This is a genomic window from Paraburkholderia edwinii (genome assembly GCF_019428685.1).
Lineage (GTDB): Bacteria > Pseudomonadota > Gammaproteobacteria > Burkholderiales > Burkholderiaceae > Paraburkholderia > Paraburkholderia edwinii.
Genome location: NZ_CP080095.1, coordinates 4,729,919 through 4,747,759, shown reverse-complemented (window position 1 = coordinate 4,747,759; position 17,841 = coordinate 4,729,919). Strand labels below are relative to the sequence as shown.

The 17,841-nt window shown below is 62.9% G+C and carries 13 protein-coding genes; 8 read left to right on the top strand and 5 right to left on the bottom strand.

Going from position 1 to position 17,841, the window contains the following annotated elements:
* Nucleotides 1–12: 12 nt before the first annotated feature.
* The 5 genes from KZJ38_RS21050 to purU all read left to right on the top strand — a co-directional run bounded on the left by KZJ38_RS21050 (nt 13) and on the right by purU (nt 5,405).
* Nucleotides 13–2,019 (top strand): monovalent cation:proton antiporter family protein, encoded by a 2,007-nt coding sequence (locus KZJ38_RS21050; RefSeq protein WP_219798072.1) that lies wholly within the window; start codon nt 13–15, stop codon nt 2,017–2,019.
* Nucleotides 2,020–2,171: 152 nt separating this feature from the next.
* A complete protein-coding gene (locus tag KZJ38_RS21045) occupies nt 2,172–2,738 on the top strand; it encodes an adenine phosphoribosyltransferase (RefSeq protein ID WP_219798071.1) in 567 nt (188 codons plus the stop codon).
* Between the two features lie 101 nt (nt 2,739–2,839).
* Nucleotides 2,840–3,454, top strand: coding sequence for a LysE family translocator (locus KZJ38_RS21040; RefSeq protein ID WP_219798070.1), 615 nt, complete (start codon nt 2,840–2,842; stop codon nt 3,452–3,454).
* A gap of 139 nt (nt 3,455–3,593) precedes the next feature.
* Nucleotides 3,594–4,442: an NUDIX hydrolase gene (locus tag KZJ38_RS21035; protein WP_219798069.1), complete on the top strand. Its 849-nt coding sequence runs from the start codon at nt 3,594–3,596 to the stop codon at nt 4,440–4,442.
* An 81-nt stretch (nt 4,443–4,523) separates the two neighbouring features.
* Nucleotides 4,524–5,405 carry a formyltetrahydrofolate deformylase gene (gene purU, locus KZJ38_RS21030; protein ID WP_219798068.1) on the top strand — a complete coding sequence of 294 codons (882 nt, stop codon included), beginning with the start codon at nt 4,524–4,526 and terminating at the stop codon, nt 5,403–5,405.
* Nucleotides 5,406–5,460: 55 nt separating this feature from the next.
* On the opposite strand, the gene KZJ38_RS21025 is transcribed toward purU, so the two are convergent.
* Nucleotides 5,461–6,747 carry a PepSY-associated TM helix domain-containing protein gene (locus KZJ38_RS21025; RefSeq protein ID WP_219798067.1) on the bottom strand — a complete coding sequence of 429 codons (1,287 nt, stop codon included), beginning with the start codon at nt 6,745–6,747 and terminating at the stop codon, nt 5,461–5,463.
* A gap of 511 nt (nt 6,748–7,258) precedes the next feature.
* Here KZJ38_RS21025 and KZJ38_RS21020 point away from each other — a divergent pair.
* A complete protein-coding gene (locus KZJ38_RS21020; RefSeq protein ID WP_425518270.1) occupies nt 7,259–9,358 on the top strand; it encodes a TonB-dependent siderophore receptor in 2,100 nt (699 codons plus the stop codon).
* A 90-nt stretch (nt 9,359–9,448) separates the two neighbouring features.
* Here KZJ38_RS21020 and KZJ38_RS21015 read toward each other — a convergent pair whose 3' ends face one another.
* Together KZJ38_RS21015 and uvrA are read right to left on the bottom strand one after the other, a co-directional pair.
* Nucleotides 9,449–10,534, bottom strand: a complete 1,086-nt coding sequence (locus KZJ38_RS21015) for an AI-2E family transporter (protein WP_219798065.1) — start codon at nt 10,532–10,534, stop codon at nt 9,449–9,451.
* Nucleotides 10,535–10,575: 41 nt separating this feature from the next.
* On the bottom strand, nt 10,576–13,533 hold the full coding sequence (gene uvrA, locus KZJ38_RS21010; RefSeq protein WP_219798064.1) for an excinuclease ABC subunit UvrA: 2,958 nt from the start codon (nt 13,531–13,533) through the stop codon (nt 10,576–10,578).
* Nucleotides 13,534–13,860: 327 nt separating this feature from the next.
* Between uvrA and KZJ38_RS21005 the strand changes: the two genes are divergently transcribed.
* Together KZJ38_RS21005 and KZJ38_RS21000 are read left to right on the top strand one after the other, a co-directional pair.
* Nucleotides 13,861–15,048, top strand: coding sequence for an MFS transporter (locus KZJ38_RS21005; protein ID WP_219798063.1), 1,188 nt, complete (start codon nt 13,861–13,863; stop codon nt 15,046–15,048).
* Between the two features lie 91 nt (nt 15,049–15,139).
* Complete coding sequence (locus KZJ38_RS21000) at nt 15,140–15,673, top strand: single-stranded DNA-binding protein (RefSeq protein ID WP_219798062.1); 534 nt, start codon at nt 15,140–15,142, stop codon at nt 15,671–15,673.
* Between the two features lie 206 nt (nt 15,674–15,879).
* On the opposite strand, the gene KZJ38_RS20995 is transcribed toward KZJ38_RS21000, so the two are convergent.
* Complete coding sequence (locus tag KZJ38_RS20995; RefSeq protein WP_219798061.1) at nt 15,880–16,410, bottom strand: RNA polymerase sigma factor; 531 nt, start codon at nt 16,408–16,410, stop codon at nt 15,880–15,882.
* A gap of 374 nt (nt 16,411–16,784) precedes the next feature.
* Nucleotides 16,785–17,750, bottom strand: a complete 966-nt coding sequence (locus tag KZJ38_RS20990; protein WP_219798060.1) for a LysR family transcriptional regulator — start codon at nt 17,748–17,750, stop codon at nt 16,785–16,787.
* Between the last annotated feature and the right edge of the window lie 91 nt (nt 17,751–17,841).

Here is a 17,841-nt window from a genome sequence, read left to right as displayed (position 1 = left end):
CGCTGATCGCCGATGATTTCCCCGCTTGAAATGACGCTCTTCCTGCTGCTGGCTTCAGTGGTGGGCGTCGTCGTGTTCCGGTATCTGAATCTGCCGCCGATGCTCGGATATCTGACGGTGGGGATTCTCGTCGGGCCGCACGCGTTCGGCATCGTGCCCGACTCGAAGGGCGCGCAGAATCTGGCCGAATTCGGCGTGGTGTTCCTGATGTTCTCGATCGGCCTCGAGTTTTCGCTCGCGAAGCTGCGGGCGATGCGCCGGCTCGTGTTCGGCCTCGGCCTGCTGCAGGTGCTCGGCACGATCGCCGCCGCAATCGTGCTCGGCTTCGCGGTCGAGCATTGGGTGCATCTGTCGTGGCAGGGCTGCATCGCGCTCGGCGGAGCGCTGGCGATGTCGTCGACTGCGATCGTCAGCAAAATGCTCGCGGAGCGGCTCGAGATCGAGACCGAGCACGGCCGCAATATCTTCGGCGTGCTGCTGTTTCAGGATCTGGCGGTGGTGCCGCTTCTGATTGTGATCGCCGCGCTCGCGGGCGGCGATACGCACGACGTGATGGCGGCGCTCGGTCTTGCGTTCATCAAGATCGTGATTGCGCTCGCGCTGCTGCTCGTGATCGGGCAGCGCTTCATGACGCGCTGGTTCAACGTGGTCGCCCGGCGGCGCTCGCAGGAGCTGTTCGTGCTGAACCTGCTGCTCGTCACGCTCGGCGCCGCATTCGTCACCGACAAGTTCGGCCTGTCGCTCGCGCTCGGCGCATTTATCGCCGGCATGCTGATCGCCGAAACGCCGTACCGGCATCAGGTCGAGGAAGACATCAAGCCGTTTCGCGACGTGCTGCTCGGGCTCTTCTTCGTGACGACCGGCATGCTGCTCGATCCGCTCGTGATCTGGCATCACCCGCTGATCGTGCTCGGCTTTCTGCTCGGGCCGATTCTGCTGAAGGCGGTGATGGTCACGGCGCTCGCGCGGCTCTTTGGCGCGACGCCGGGTGTGGCGATGCGCACCGGCATCGGCCTCGCGCAGGCAGGCGAATTCGGCTTCGTGCTGCTGAACCTGATTCTCGACAAACACCTCGTCGATGCGACGCTGCTGCAGGCGATTCTCGCGGGCATGCTGCTGTCGATGCTCGCGGCGCCATTCCTGATCCAGAACGCGGACCGGATCGTGCTGCGGCTGTCATCCACTGAGTGGATGCAGCAGTCGTTGCAGATGACGCGCATCGCGACGCAGAGCCTGAAGCAGAGCGGGCATGTGATTATTTGCGGTTACGGCCGCTCGGGGCAGAACCTCGCGCGGATGCTCGAGCACGAAGGGCTTTCGTATGTCGCGCTCGACCTCGATCCGGATCGCGTCACGGCCGCGGCGGCGGCCGGCGAGCAGGTTGTGTTCGGCGATGCCGGGCGGCGCGAATCGCTGCTGGCCGCCGGTATTCACCGCGCGCGAACGGTTGCCATCACTTACGCGAACACGCCGTCGGCACTGCGCGTGCTGCACAACATCCACGAACTCGAACCGACGCTGCCGGTTATCGTTCGTACCGTCGACGATAGCGATCTCGACCGGCTGCTTGCCGCCGGCGCGACCGAGGTGATTCCGGAGATTGTCGAAGGCAGTCTGATGCTCGCGTCGCATACGCTTGTCGTGATGGGCGTGCCGATGCGGCGCGTGCTGCGGCGGGTCGAGGAACTGCGCGACGAGCGCTATAGCCTGCTGCGCGGCTACTTCCACGGCGCCGACGACGTCGACGATGACGACGGTCACGAACAGGTGCGGCTACAATCGGTGCCGGTCGACGAAAAGGCCGACGCGGTCGGCCGCACGCTCGCCGAGCTCGGTTTGTACGAACTGGGCCTCGAAGTGACGGCGATTCGCCGGCATGGCATTCGCGGCGTCGAGCCGGACCCGTCGACGAAGCTGCGCGCCAGCGACATCGTCGTGCTGCGCGGTTTGCCCGAGGCGCTCGCCGAAGCGGAAGAGCGGCTGTCGAAGCATCGGCGGGCGAGCGCGGCGACGGCCTGAACCTCGCTCCATGCGCCGGCGCTGCGCGGTGTCGCGCGATGTTGTGCCGTGTTGCGACTAGCGCCGCGTCGCGCATGCGGAAACGCGCCGAAACATACGAAATCTTTCTTCTCGAGTTTGACCGGATCGTCAACGATCCTTCTGGAGACATCATGTCCAACGCGCCTGCGAACGTGCCGCTCGATGCGGCCGAGTTCGTCAAAAGCCAGATCCGCACGGTGTCCGACTGGCCGCAGCCCGGCGTGCAGTTTCGCGACATCACGCCGCTTCTGCAGCATCCGAAAACGCTGCGCGTGCTGATCGACCTGTTCGTGCAGCGCTATATCGACGCGAAGCTCGACTATGTGGCGGGGCTCGATGCGCGCGGTTTCATCATCGCGCCGATTCTCGCGTACGAGCTGAATCTCGGCTTCATTCCGATCCGCAAGAGCGGCAAGCTGCCGTACAAGCGCGTGTCGGAGTCGTACGAGCTCGAGTACGGCGCGGCCACCGTCGAGATTCACGAAGACGCGTGCGAGCCCGGCGACCGCGTTGTGATCGTCGACGATCTGATCGCAACTGGCGGCACGATGCTCGCCGGCAAGAAGCTGCTCGAGCGCCTGGGCGCGGTTGTGGTGGAGGGCGCGGCGATTATTGATCTGCCCGATCTCGGCGGGTCGAAGCTGCTGCGTTCTGCCGGGTTGCCGCTTTATACGGTGACGGGTTTCGGTGGTCACTGAGGTAGAAGCTGAGGTGGCCACTGTGGCAGAAGCTGCGATCAAAAGCGCGGTTGCCGCCCATTACCCGACACACGACGTCGTCACATAAAAAGGTTCGCGCGATGCCCAACTTTTTGCTCTTCCTCGCCACGTCGGTTGCGATCACGTTCGCGCCCGGACCCGACAATCTGCAGGTGCTCGCGCGCGGCATTTCGCAGGGCCGCGCGGCGGGCTTTGTCGCGGCGCTCGGCTTTGCCGCCGGCATCACGTTCCACACGACGCTTGCCGCGCTTGGCGTGGCGGCGGTGCTGCGCTCGTCGCCGGTTGCGTTTCAGGTGATCAAGCTCGCGGGCGCCGCGTATCTGATCTGGATCGGCATCAAGGCGCTGCGCAGCAAAGGACTCGCGACCGCACATGAACGCCCGCCGCAACCGCTTTCGTCGATCTTCCGCCAAAGCGTGATCGGCAACATGCTGAACCCGAAAGTCACGCTGTTCTTTATCGTGTTCCTGCCGCAATTCGTCGATCCGCATGGCGTGCAGAACGTGACCGTGCAGATGCTCGAACTCGGCGCATTGTTCATGCTGCAGACGGTTGTCGTGTTTTCGCTGTTCGGCGTGTGCGCGGGAATGATCGGTAACTGGTTGAAGCGCCGTCCGCGCGCGGGCGTGTGGCTCGATCGCATTGCCGGCGCGACGTTTATCGCGATCGGTTTGCGCGTCGCGTTGCGCGATTGATGTGGTGAAGCGGCTGTTGTGAAGCTGCTGTCGCGCAGCCGATGTCGTAAAGCGTCGCGTCGTATTGCATGACCGCGCCATCGTGGCATCGCGCGGCACGCATGGGCCGCTGGAGAAAAACGAAATTGCTGGAGCTTCGATGACCTTGCCTTCTATCGCCGCCGCGCGCCGTTTCGACGTGCATGCGCACCGTTCGTTCTGGATCGGCGGACAGCAGGTCGGCTGGATCCGCGCGACCGATGTGCCGCTGCTTGCGCGCTGGCCCGATGTGTTCGAGATCGAGGCGCAGCGTGTCGTGCTGAGCGCGCGTTTTTCGACGCTCGATAATCGCAGCGCTGCGCTCGGCGCCGTGATCGGCGCGCTCGCAGCCGACGGTCGCATTCCCGGCTGGCGCGACGAAACCTATGCGATCCGCAACGCATTCGACGCGCCGCCGCTTGCCTATATCGAGCGCGCGGCATCGCGCTTCTTCGGCACGATGACGTACGCGGTGCATCTGAACGGCGTCGTAGAATACGCGCAAGGCGCGCCGCGGCTCTGGATCGCGCGTCGCAGCGAGACCAAGGCCACCGACCCGGGCATGTTGGACAACGTCGTCGCGGGCGGCATCGGCTGGGGCTTCAGCATCGAGACGACGATTATCAAGGAGTGCTGGGAAGAGGCCGGCATTCCGGAAGACATCGCCGAACGCGCGACGCCAGGGCGCACGGCGCACGTGCTGCAGTCGCTGCCCGAAGGCACGCAGGCCGAACAGATCTTTATCTACGATCTCGCCTTGCCTGAAGACTTCGCGCCGCGCAATCAGGATGGCGAAGTAGGCGAGCATCGGCTTGCCCGCATCGAGGAAGTCGCGCGCTGGATCGAAGAAGGGTCGATGACGGTCGATGCGAGCCTCGCGACGCTCGATTGCATGCTGCGCCGGCAGTGGATCGACGAAGAAGTGTGTGCGGGCATCGAGGCGTTGTTCGAGCCGCCGGCGATTGCATAAGTTGGCTGCGTCTGCCATCGCATCCGGTTGCGCGGCCAGATAAACGAATTACAGGTTTTGCAGAAGGGAGTCACCAGGGTCATGTCGACCGATCACAGCTTTATCCTCAAACTGTCGTGCGCCGATCGGCCCGGCATTGTGCACGCGGTCTCGGGCTTCCTGTTCGAGCGCGGCAGCAATATTCTCGACTCCGCGCAATTCGGCGACAGCCATACCGGCGAGTTCTTCATGCGCGTGCACTTCCAGCAAGTGGGCGGCGATCCGGGCCTCGACGCGCTGCGCACCGCTTTCTCGGCGCTTGCCGAACAGTTCGGGATGCGCTGGGAACTGCACGACGCGACGGTGAAACCGCGTGTCGTGATCATGGTGTCGAAGATCGGGCACTGTCTGAACGATCTGCTGTTCCGCTATCGCACGGGGCAGTTGAACATCGAGATCCCGGCGATCATTTCGAATCACAAGGATTTTTATCAGCTCGCCGCGAGCTACGACATTCCGTTTCATCACTTTCCGCTCGCCGCTGCGAAGGGCGATGGAAAAGCCGATGCGAAAGCCGCGCAGGAAGCGCGCGTGCTCGAGGTGATCGACGAACATCAGGCCGATCTCGTCGTGCTCGCGCGCTATATGCAGATTCTGTCGCCGCAACTGTGCGACCGGCTCACGGGGCGCGCGATCAATATCCATCACTCGTTTTTGCCGAGCTTCAAAGGCGCGAAGCCGTATTACCAGGCGTTCGATCGCGGCGTAAAGCTGATCGGCGCGACGGCGCACTATGTGACGACCGATCTCGACGAAGGCCCGATCATCGAGCAGGAAGTCGAGCGCGTCGATCACAGCATGGCGCCTGAGCAACTGACGGCGATCGGCCGCGACGTCGAATGCGTGACGCTTGCGCGTGCGGTGAAGTGGCATGTCGAGCACCGGATCGTGCTCAACGGCAGCAAGACGGTGGTGTTCCGCTAGGCGGCAGAGGGCGGGTCGCGGCCGCATGCTTTGCGGCCGCGCTTCGCTTGCCGCGCTACTGCGGCGACGCGACTCGCTCCCTTCGTTCGGTGCGCTTTGCGCGCGCCGTCGCTTGCTCTTCGACGTCGGCAGGCGCCGTATCGCGCGACTTTTGCGGTAGGCCACGCGTCTGACGCCGCCGCGCTTCGAGCTTCTTCAGCCAGATCATCAAACCGGTCACGCTCAATATCGCCACCGCGACGCCGAGCGCGCTGACCGCAATCCGTCCCGCCAATCCGGCGATCCGTCCCGAGTGCAGCGGGAATTGCGCCTGCATGAAGATGTCGCCGGCCGTGCCCTTTCCGGGAATCGTCGCGCCGGTCGGCAGGCCGGTTTCGGCGTTCAGATAGATCCATGCATTGCCAAGCGGGCCGTCGCCATGGTCCTTGCCGGCCGCGAAGAAGCCCACGCCGTACGTATGCAGCATGGGCGCATAGAAGATCGCGCCCGGCGGCGCGTCGATGTGTTTGTCGGCGGCGATCTTGCCGGCCGCTTCGAGCACCTGCTCGCGTGTCAGATCGGGCTTGCCCGGCTGCGGCGTGCCGGCGAGCTTCGGGTCCGAAAACGGCGTCGGCGTGAGCGGCGACAGCAGCGACACGATCGGCCGCACGATCTCGTTGCTGAGGTTCATCGACACCGACGTGACCGCCATCATCAACAGCAGTCCCCAGATCCAGACGCCGCCGGAGCGGTGCAGATCGAAAGTGAGCGGATAGCCGCCGCGCGCGACACGAAACGCAAACGACTTGCGCCACGCCTTCGCGCTCGGGAACGACAGCACGAGCGCAATCACGCTATCGAACATCCACACGATGCCGACGATGCCCATCAGCCACGTGCCGATGTCGATGCCGCCCGTGAACGGCAGATGCAGCGTGTAGTGCAGCTTGTACAGGAACGGAATCAGATTGAGCCGCGCGAGCGAGACCGCGCCCCATTCGCGGCGGCCCTGGATGTCGCCGGTCGCTGGGTCGACGGCGATCTGGTTGAAGTCGAGTGTGTAGGGCTGCTGTGTTTTCGGATCGGTGCGCGGCCACACCATCACCTGCAGCGTATGACCCGGTTCGACCGCAAGCGGCAGATAGGTGACGCGCAGTCGCGGGTCGGCCGCTTCGATGCGGCGCGCGAGTTCGAGCGATGACAGCGTGGGACCGTCGGTACGCGCGTGGAAGAACGACGGATTCAGGAGCCCATCGAGTTCGTGGTCCCACGCGATCACGGCGCCCGTCGACCCGGCGACGAACAGAAATAGCGCGATCGCGACGCCGAACCATCGATGCAAACGGACGAGCACAGGCCTCATACGCGAACCGGCGAATGCAGCAAATAAAGCAGCAGAAGCGGCCGGTGCGGCAGGCGCGGCGAGACAAAAACGCGCAGTGAGGCGCTCGAACAGGCGCTTCCGATTGAAACGAAATCCATAACCTACGTCCGGCCGCATAAATAAGAATTATTCGCATCTTAAGGATTGTAGGCGGACGCTGCAAGGGGAACGGCCGCGCGTTGCGTTAGAGATGAAAGCGTGGCGTAACGAAAATGACATGCGTGACTGCTGGATAGCCTTGCTGCGCTTGGATTTCAGCAGAGTGCGACAAAATGCCGCATGCATGTTTCTTACAAATAACAAACCGCATTTGGCATCATCGCGTCTCTTGTAAATAAGAACGATTCGCACTAAGCGTATCGACGCGACGAGGGTTCAGACGACAATGCACGACGCCGCACGCGACGCACGACCACATCTATCCAGCAACGCATTCCACTTACCGCTTTCTGTGAAGCCGATCCATCTGGCGGTTTGGATGGTGGCGGCAATGGCCACCATGGCGGCGCCGGTTACCTTTGCGCAGCAGCAGGCTCCGGCCGCCGACGCGCCGCAGAACGCCGCAGAAAAAGCGCTGCCCGCGGTGCGCATCACCGCATCGCAGGACACGCCGCTGCATTTGAACGAAGACGTCAGCAGCGGCGCGCTCGGCACCCGCTCGCAACTCGATACGCCGTTCTCGACGACGATCGTCACCGACGAGCAGTTGCAGGAAATGCAGCCGGCGAAGCTCGGCGACGTGTTCATGCGCGACGCGTCGGTATCGGACAACAGCAATCCGTATAACGCGTGGGCGAGCTACGTGACGGTGCGCGGCATGCAGCTCGACTGGCAGAACGCGTTCAAGATCGACGGCCTGCCGTTCAACGCATACGGCGTCACGATGCCGTACGAGCAGCTCGAGAGCGTGCAGTTGCTCAAGGGCTTGTCGGGCTTCATGTACGGCTTCGGCGCACCGGGCGGCATCGTCAATTACGTGACGAAGAAGCCGCCGCGCTCGGCGACGTTTCTCGGCAGCGTCGACGTCGGCTATCGGACCGACGGCGTGTGGAGCGAGCACGTCGATCTCGGCGGCCGCGTCGGTCCGAACGCGATGTTCGGCTACCGGCTCAACGCGACGCACGAGGAAGGGCAGACCTTCAACGATGGAAACATCCGGCGCGACGCGGTGTCGCTCGCATTCGACGCGCGCATCACGCGCGACCTGACCGCAACCTTCGGCCTGCTATGGCAGGAGCGGCACGCGACCGGCATCACGAGCGCGATCTACACGGCGCAGTATCCTGGCCTCAACCTGCCGTCGCCGGTGAGCGGCGGCAGCGACAATCTGTCGGGCCCGGACCAGCATCTGAACACGAACCTGCAGTGGTACACGGCCGGCCTGCGCTACAACCTGACGCCCGACTGGACCGCGAGCTTTACCTACGGCTTCAGCAAAAGCTATCGCGACCGCAACGAGGGCACGTTCTTCCTGCAGAACTATCTCGGCGACTACAACGACTTCCGCTTCGCCGGCAAGGAAGGGCACCGGCTGACGTCGTGGCAGGCGATGGTCGAAGGGAACGTGAAGACGGGGCCGTTCGGCCATCAGCTGGTGTTCGGCGCGGCGTACCAGAAGCAGATCAACGACTATGAGGTGACGAGCTTCTACGACCAGATCGGCACCGGCAACCTGTATCAGCCGAACACGAATGTGTTCTACAGCCCGGAGGGCCTCACGACCTATCCGAGCGCCGACATCACGCAAAAGGCGCTGTTCGCGAGCGACACGATCCAGCTGACCGAACGCTGGTCGGTGCTCGGCGGTGTGCGCTACACGAACTACGAGCAGAACGGCTACGCATTCGGCGGCGCGGTCACATCGAGCTACGGCGAGAACGGCGTGCTGACGCCGACCGTCGCGTTGATGTTCAAGCTCGCGCCCACGACAACGCTTTATACGAGCTACGTTCAATCGCTGGAGCCGGGTTCGATCGTCGGCCCGACTTACGCGAACGGCGGCACGTTGCTGCCGCCGATCCGCAGCAAGCAGTACGAGGTCGGCGTAAAGAGCGAGCATGAGCGCTGGAGTGCGACCGCCGCGCTGTTCCGGATCGAGCGCGGCGCCGAATATCCGAACGGCGCGAACGTGTTCGTGCAGGACGGCGAGCAGATTTTCCAGGGCGTCGAAGCGGGCGCCGATGTGCGCCTCGGAAAGAGCTGGACCGTCGGCGGCGATCTGATGTGGATCGACACCAAATACGAACGTGGAGCCGCGAACGTTGGCAACCGCGTCGCGGGCGCGCCGAAATTCGTCGGTGCCGGCTACGTCAGTTATGCGGTGCCGGGCGTGCCGGGGCTGCGTCTCGGCGTCGATGCGAAGTACACGGGCAACACCGAAGTGCGGCCGGCAGGCGGCCTTGAAACCGGCGGCTATCTGCTTGTGAATGCGGGCGCGAGCTACGCGACGCGCATCGCGGGGCACGATGTGACGCTGCGCGCCGCCGTCGACAACCTGTTTAACCGGCGCTACTGGATGTTCCAGTACGCCGACTATGTCGGACCGGGCGATCCGCGCACGTTGTCGCTGAACGCGCGCTTCGACTTCTGATCGGCTTGCCGGCAGGCCGCGGTCGGGCGTCTCGCGTGGTGGGCCGCCATGAACCCGCAAGCGGCGTGGCGGCTGAGTTTGCGCTTTGCGCTAAACCAGCCGCAAATAAATCAGCTCGCGCTTGATATACGCGTAGAAAATCGGCGCCGCGATCACGCCGGGAATGCCGAAGCCCGCTTCCATCACGAGCATCGCGATCAGCAGTTCCCACGCGCGCGCCTCGATCTGTCCGCCGACGATGCGCGCATTGAGGAAATACTCGAGCTTGTGGATCACGATCAGAAACACGAGCGCCGTGACCGCCGCCGGGAAACTGACCGACAGCGCAACCGCAACGATTAGCGTGTTCGAGATCAGATTGCCGATCACCGGCAGCAGCCCGACGATAAACGTGACGATCACCAGCGTTTTTGCGAGCGGCAGCGGCGCGTGAAACAGCGGCAGCAACAGCAGCAGGAAAATACCGGTGAACACGGTATTGATGGCGGAGATCTTCACCTGCGCGAACACGATGCGCCGGAACGCGTCCGAAAAGCGCGACATCCGCTGGATAAACGCAGTGGAAAGCGGCAGCCGCTGCACGTGCTTTTGCGCGCCGACCGCGATGATCGCGCCGATGATCATGCCGATCAGCACATGCGTGAAGCCGCGCGCGACCATCTTGCCGCTTTGCTGCAGCATGCCGGCGTGCGTGTGCATCATCGACGCGGCGCGTTCCTTCATCTGGTCGGTATCGACGGGCAGGTTGTCCGCGATGAACTGCGGCACACGGTCGCGTGCCTGGTCGATCAGTTGCATCGCCTGAGTCATCAGCTTCTGCACGCTTGGCACATCGTGCTCGAAGTGCTCGATGATGCCGATCGTGAAGCCGGTCAGCACGCCGACAATGATGATGGACAGCCACACGACCGAAAGCCACCGCGCCCACTGGCTCGACATATGCCGCTCGATGCGCGGCGCGATCGTATGCACGAGCTGGAACACCAGCATGCCGGCGAGCAGCGCGCCGAGCAGCTTCAATTCGAGCACGGCCCACATCGCCAGCAGCGCGACGATATAGCTGCCGATTTCCACCGCCGACAGCTTCGGCAGGCTCATATCGCTCGTCAGCCTGACCGGGCGAGGGCGCAGATCCTGCACCGGCTTTTCGTCGGTCGCCTCGTTACGCTTGGCCATGGCGTTGTCCAGTCTCCAACCTCGGGTTATGCGCGTTCGGGTTATGCGCTTTGCTTTGCGGCTCGCGCCGATCGATTCGCGGCGTTGCTTGCTGCCTTGTTGCTCGGACTGGCTGCTTCTGCTATTTCGGCCGATTCCGCACCGCGCTTGAGCAACGGTGCGAGATAACGGCCGGTAAAACTTGCCTTCGACTGCGCGACCTGCTCGGGCGTCCCCTGCGCGATGATTTGCCCACCGCCCGCGCCGCCTTCCGGACCGAGGTCGATCACCCAGTCGGCGGTTTTGATCACGTCGAGATTATGCTCGATGATCACGACCGTATTGCCCTGATCGCGGAGCCGGTGAATCACTTCGAGCAGCAGCGCGATGTCGTGGAAGTGTAGCCCGGTCGTGGGCTCGTCGAGAATGTATAGCGTGCGACCCGTGTCGCGCTTGCTCAGTTCCAGCGACAGCTTCACGCGCTGCGCTTCGCCGCCGGACAGCGTGGTGGCCGACTGGCCGAGCCGGATATAACCGAGGCCGACGTCGAGCAGCGTCTTCAGCTTGCGCGCGACGACGGGCACCGCCTTGAAGAACTCGTGCGCATGTTCGACGGTCATGTCGAGCACTTCGCTGATGTTCTTGCCCTTGTACTGCACTTCGAGCGTTTCGCGGTTGTAGCGCTTGCCGTGGCAGACGTCGCACGGCACGTAGACGTCGGGCAGGAAGTGCATTTCCACCTTGATCACGCCGTCGCCCTGGCAGGCCTCGCAGCGGCCGCCCTTCACGTTGAACGAAAAGCGGCCCGGATCGTAGCCGCGCTCTTTGGCGGCCGGTACGCCCGCAAACAGCTCGCGGATCGGCGTGAACACGCCTGTGTAGGTGGCCGGGTTCGAGCGCGGTGTGCGGCCGATCGGCGACTGATCGACGTTGATCACCTTGTCGAAATGCTCGAGGCCTTCGATCGCCTCGAACGGCGCCGGCTCCGTCGAGGAGCCGTATAGATGATGCGCGACCGCCTGGTAAAGCGTGTCGTTGATCAGCGTCGACTTGCCGGAACCGGACACGCCCGTGACGCAGGTGAGCAGCCCGACCGGTAGGTCGAGCGTCACGCGTTTCAGGTTGTTGCCGTATGCCTCGATAATGCGCAGATGCCGTTCGTCGGGCTGCTTGCGGTCGTCCGGATATTCGATGCGGCGCGTGCCGTTCAGATACTGGCCGGTCAGCGACGCCGGATCGGCCTGCACTTCGTCGGGCGTGCCTTCGGCGATGATCATGCCGCCGTGTTCGCCGGCGCCCGGCCCCATGTCGACGATATAGTCGGCCATCCGGATCATGTCTTCGTCATGCTCGACGACGACGACCGAATTGCCGAGATCGCGCAGGTGCTTCAGCGTCGAGATCAGCCGGTCATTGTCGCGCTGATGCAGGCCGATCGACGGCTCGTCGAGCACGTACATCACGCCGGTTAGACCCGAACCGATTTGCGACGCGAGGCGGATGCGCTGCGCCTCGCCGCCCGACAGCGTTTCGGCGCTGCGTTCGAGCGACAGATAATCGAGCCCGACATTATTGAGAAACATCAGCCGCGCGACGATTTCCTTGATCACCTTGTCGGCGATGTCCCGCTTCGCGCCTTCGAGGCGCAGCGTCTGGAAGTAGCCGAGTGTGTCGCGCAGCGGCCAGCCGCTGATTTCGTAGATGCCGCGCGCATGGTCGTCCGCGCCGATCCGCACGAAACGCGCTTCGCGCCGCAAGCGCGTGCCCTCGCACGCGGGGCATGCCTGGTTGTTCTGATATTTCGCGAGCTCCTCGCGCACCGCGACCGAATCGGTTTCGCGGTAACGGCGCTCGAGATTCGGAATGATCCCTTCGAACACGTGCTCGCGCACCGACGTGCGGCCGCGCTCATTGATATACGAGAACGGAATGGTCTGCTTGCCCGAACCGTACAACAGCACCTTGCGGATTTTCTCGGGCAGATCTTCGAACGGCGCATCGATGTCGAATTCGTAGAACGCCGCGAGGCTTTGCAGCATCTGGAAGTAAAACTGGTTGCGCCGATCCCAGCCTTTCACGGCGCCCGCCGCAAGCGACAGCGACGGATGCGCAACCACGCGTTTGGGATCGAAGAACGTAATCTGCCCCAGCCCGTCGCATTCGGGGCACGCGCCCATCGGGTTGTTGAACGAGAAAAGGCGCGGCTCGAGCTCCTGCAGCGAGTACGAGCAGATCGGGCAGGCGAACTTCGAGCTGAACAGGTGTTCAGTGTCGGTGTCCATCTCGAGCGCGATCGCGCGGCCGTCGGCGAGACGCAGCGCCGTCTCGAACGATTCGGCCAGACGCTGCTTCATATCGGGCCGAACCTTCAGACGGTCGACGACCACATCGATCGAATGCTTGTCGTTCTTTTTGAGCGCGGGCAGCGAATCGACCTCGTAGATCTTCGCGACGCCTTCATTCGCGGTGCCGCCGCCGGAGCGCACGCGAAAACGAATGAAGCCTTGCGCCTGCATCTCTTCGAACAGATCCGCGTGCTCGCCCTTGCGGTTCGTCACGACCGGAGCCAGGATCATCAGCTTCGTGTCTTCCGGCAGCGCGAGCGCCGCGTCGACCATTTGCGACACGCTTTGCGCTTCGAGCGGAATATTGTGATCGGGGCAATACGGTGTGCCGACGCGCGCGAACAGCAGCCGCAGATAGTCGTGAATTTCGGTAACCGTGCCGACGGTGGAGCGCGGGTTGTGCGACGTCGCTTTCTGCTCGATCGAAATAGCCGGCGACAGCCCCTCGATCAGATCGACGTCGGGCTTTTCCATCAGTTGTAGAAATTGCCGCGCGTACGCCGACAGACTTTCCACATACCGCCGTTGCCCTTCCGCGTAAAGCGTGTCGAACGCGAGCGACGACTTGCCCGACCCCGACAGCCCGGTAATCACGATCAACTTGTGACGCGGCAAGTCGAGATTGACGTTTTTCAGGTTGTGGGTGCGAGCCCCACGGATACGGATTTGTTCCATGAATCCTGCGGGAAGAAGGGAAACTAAACCTGCTACTATAACGACTTTTCCAGACCGCCGTTATGGCGACCTGATCGTGCCCGAAAGCCTGAACAAGCTCGGGTAATCAACGGTGTAGCAAGCAACGGTGTAGCAGGTTGTGTAGCGGGCTATGCAGCGGGCTATGTACCGTGTCGTGCAACAGGTCGTGTAGCGGGGCGGTATGGCAAGATGCGGTGCACCACACTGCGCGTCACCGCGAATACAGCAAAAAGCGGGCGCGGTGCGTTACAAGACGCGAGCCGGGGCTGAGCCCGCATCCGCACGTTCATCAGAAAATCTCCATCGATGTCCAATCCGTCTGCCACTTCCACTCGCATGAGCGCATCTGAATTGCGCGCGACCGTGGCGCTTGCGTCGATCTTCGCGCTTCGCATGCTCGGTCTTTTCATGATCATGCCGGTGTTCTCGATCTACGCCAGAACGATTCCCGGCGGCGACAACGTGTTCCTCGTCGGCGTCGCGCTCGGTGCTTACGGCGTCACGCAGTCGCTTCTGTATATCTTCTACGGCTGGGTATCGGACAAGATCGGCCGCAAACCGGTTATCGCGACGGGCCTGCTGATCTTCGCGCTCGGCAGCTTCGTGGCCGCGCTCGCGCATGATATGACGTGGATCATCGTTGGCCGCGTGATTCAGGGGATGGGCGCCGTGTCGTCGGCGGTGATCGCGTTTATTGCGGATCTGACGTCCGAAGAACATCGCACGAAAGCCATGGCGATGGTCGGCGGCAGCATCGGCATTTCGTTCGCTGTGGCGATCGTCGGTGCACCGATCGTGTTCCAGTGGGTCGGCATGAGCGGGCTCTTTGCACTGGTCGGCGTGTTCTCGGTGCTCGCGGTCGGTGTTGTGCTGTGGGTCGTGCCCGATGCGCCGAAGCCCGTGCACGTGCGTGCGCCGTTCAGGGAAGTGCTGCACAACGTCGAACTGCTGCGGCTCAATTTCGGCGTGCTCGTGCTGCACGCAACGCAGACCGCGCTCTTTCTCGTCGTGCCGCGCATTCTCGAAGCGGACGGGCTGCCGGTCCACTCGCACTGGATGATCTACCTGCCGGTCATGGCACTGTCTTTCATCATGATGGTGCCCGCGATTATCGCGGCCGAGAAACGCGGCAAGATGAAAGTGGTGCTCGTCAGCGCCATTTTCCTTATCCTGATCGGCCAGTTACTACTGGGCGCCGCTCCGCATACCATAGCGATCGTGGCGGCGATTCTGTTCGTCTATTTTCTCGGCTTCAACATTCTCGAAGCGTCGCAGCCTTCGCTGGTCTCGAAGCTTGCGCCCGGCACGCGCAAGGGCGCAGCGGTCGGCGTCTATAACACAACGCAGTCCATCGGGCTTGCGCTGGGCGGCGTGGTCGGCGGATGGCTATTGAAAATCGACGGATCGAGCGCGGTGTTTTACACCTGCTCGGGGCTTGTTTTGTGCTGGCTTATAATCGCCGCAAATATGAAACAGCCTCCGCGCAAGGCTTGACAGCGCCGCCCGCGAGCAACCGAATTAATACTTGGCATGGGACGGGACCCGGCGCTAAAGCGCTAACCGCCCGTCGACACTGGAGAAATTTATGGCATCCGTGAACAAGGTCATTCTCGTCGGCAATCTCGGCGCCGATCCGGAAGTCCGTTACCTTCCGAGCGGCGACGCAGTGGCGAACATTCGCCTTGCCACGACCGACCGCTATAAGGACAAGGCGTCCGGCGAAATGAAGGAAATGACCGAGTGGCATCGCGTCTCGTTCTTCGGCCGGCTCGCGGAAATCGTGAACGAATATCTGAAGAAAGGCTCGTCGGTTTATATCGAAGGGCGCATTCGTACGCGTAAGTGGCAGGCACAGGACGGCACCGATCGTTATTCGACGGAAATCGTCGCGGACCAGATGCAGATGCTCGGCGGCCGCGGCGGCTCGGGCGGTGGCGGCGACGACGGCGGCTATAGCCGCGAACCGGCTGAACGTAGCAGCGGCGGTGGCCGCGCGGCGGGCGGTGGCGGCGGTGGTGGTGGTGCGGCACGCAGCGGTGGCGGCGGTGGCGCTGCGAGCCGGCCGAGCGCGCCGGCCGGCGGCGGCTTCGATGAGATGGATGACGATATTCCGTTCTGATCCAGGGTGCGCCGCGCGAGCGGCGTTCTGACTGCCGCTATCGGTTGCACACGCAGCGGCAAAGAAAACGACGTCCGGAACAACAAAGGCCGGAACCTTTACACCAAAGGTTCCGGCCTTTTGCTTGATTCCGTGGTCGGCTGCGAAGCCCCTGAACGCTTTCGCCGAACCGTTCGCCCCAGCCAGATCGCGCTAGCGATGGTCCATCAGCACAATTCGGATTGCCAGGCGGCGCTATGCTGCCGATGCTTGCCGAGCATGCCCGCGACCTTGGCTCTACCTTGCGCGACGATTTCAGCAACCTCGTTCTTCGACATCGAGAGCACGTCACCCGCTTCCGCATAGCTCAAGCCTTCGACGAGCACGAGCAGCATCGGTACGCGCTGCGAATCGGGAAGTGAAGCGACCGCGTGCCGCAACAGGCAGTGAATGCATTCAGTCGCCGCCCGGCCGCCCGAGGTGCCCGGGCCGCACGCGCAATCGGCGCCGAGCGGCCGCAGTTGCGCATGACGCTGCGCGTAACCTTCTTCGAGCCAAAGCGTCGCCATAATCGAAAAGAACCGGTGCAGCGGACGCAGACAGCGCGATGCGCCACGGCTCAGTTCTCCGGCCGAGAAGCGCCGGCATGCCTGCACGACGAGCCGCTCGGCGTCCCGTTCCTGTTCGGTGAGGCGCAGCGCGAATGCCCAGATGCGCGGCAGCGCCTCGATACCGGCGATACTGTCCTGGTTGATCATACGTCAGTGCCCCCTGGATGCCCCCGAACTCCATCGCGATGTCTCGAGCTATGGCGAGCCTCGCGACCACAAGCTATATCCGGTCCGTGCGGATACACGGGACCTCGTGAAGCAACGGGTGTGAGTAAGGAGTTTGTATGAGGTGGGCCGAACGGCCCACCGCGACCTTGTGACCGATGTTAAAGACTGCGAAAGCAGTTCAACACCATCATGAGCGAAAGGCAACGTTGCATGTCACGTAACGAACTTTGCAGACCCTGCTTGCCGCGCCGCCGCGCTTGAATGTGCAAGCCACACGCCGCGTTATTCGCATTCCGCAAATCAGATATGCGCGTTACGAAAGGTGAGTGACGGGGGCGTAGCGTTGACCTGGATCAAACTTCGGTCGAGGTCGCAACGAACCGCGAGACCATCAGTTCATCGCGGCCGAGCGCCACCGGCAACTTCTCCGCAATCAGATCGATCCATGCGCGCGTTTGCGCGGGCAGATAGCGCCGCGACGAAATCAGCGAGTAGACGCCAATTTCCGGCGTGCGCCATTGCGGCAACACCGGCACGAGATCGCCGGTTTTGAGGCTGTCGATGATCGACCACGGCGGTAGCAGCGCGATGCCGAGCCCGCTCAACGCCGCGCTCAATACCGCATCCGACGAATCTCCCCTGAATGGACCCGTCACAGGCAGCGTAATCGTCGAATCACCATCGGTAAGTTGCCAGTCACGCGTGATATTGACAAGCTTCAGGCAGCTATACGTCATTAAATCTTCGGGGTGCGATGGAGTGCCGTGACGCGACAGAAAGTCGGGCCGCGCGCACAGGATGCCACGCACGCCGCCGACCTTGCGCCCCACGAGCGTCGAATGCGGCAGTTCCTGCGCGAAGTAGACGCTCGAATCGATCCCTTCCGCGAGCACGTCCGGCGCATTCTGACGGGTCGAGTATTCAACCTTTACGTCGGGATAACGCTGCAGATACTCCATCAGCAGCGGCAGCAGATGATGCCGGCCGAAGCTCGACATGCACGACACCTTGAGCGTGCCGGCCGGCTTGGTCGCCGCATCGCGCGCCTCGTTTTCGGCTTCGTCGACGAGATCGAGGATCGACCGGCATTTGATCAGATAGCGTTCGCCGGGGCCCGTCAGCGAGACGTGGCGAGAATTGCGATGCAGCAGTTTGGTGCCGAGCCTTTGCTCCAGCTCGCCGATCATCCGGGAAACTTGCGCCGCGGTCAGGTCGGACTGCAGGGCGGCGGCGGTAAAACCGCGCGCGTCGACGACCCGCACGAACAGGCGAATCGCGTGCAGAAGGCCGGAGTTCAGGCGGGGTGAACTAGTGGACATGGTGCTGGCTGAATGGATGCCAAGGATCGTCCGGTCAACGCAATTCCCCGGTTTATTGTGTTTGGAATGAGCCGCGTAAGGTGCCCTATTG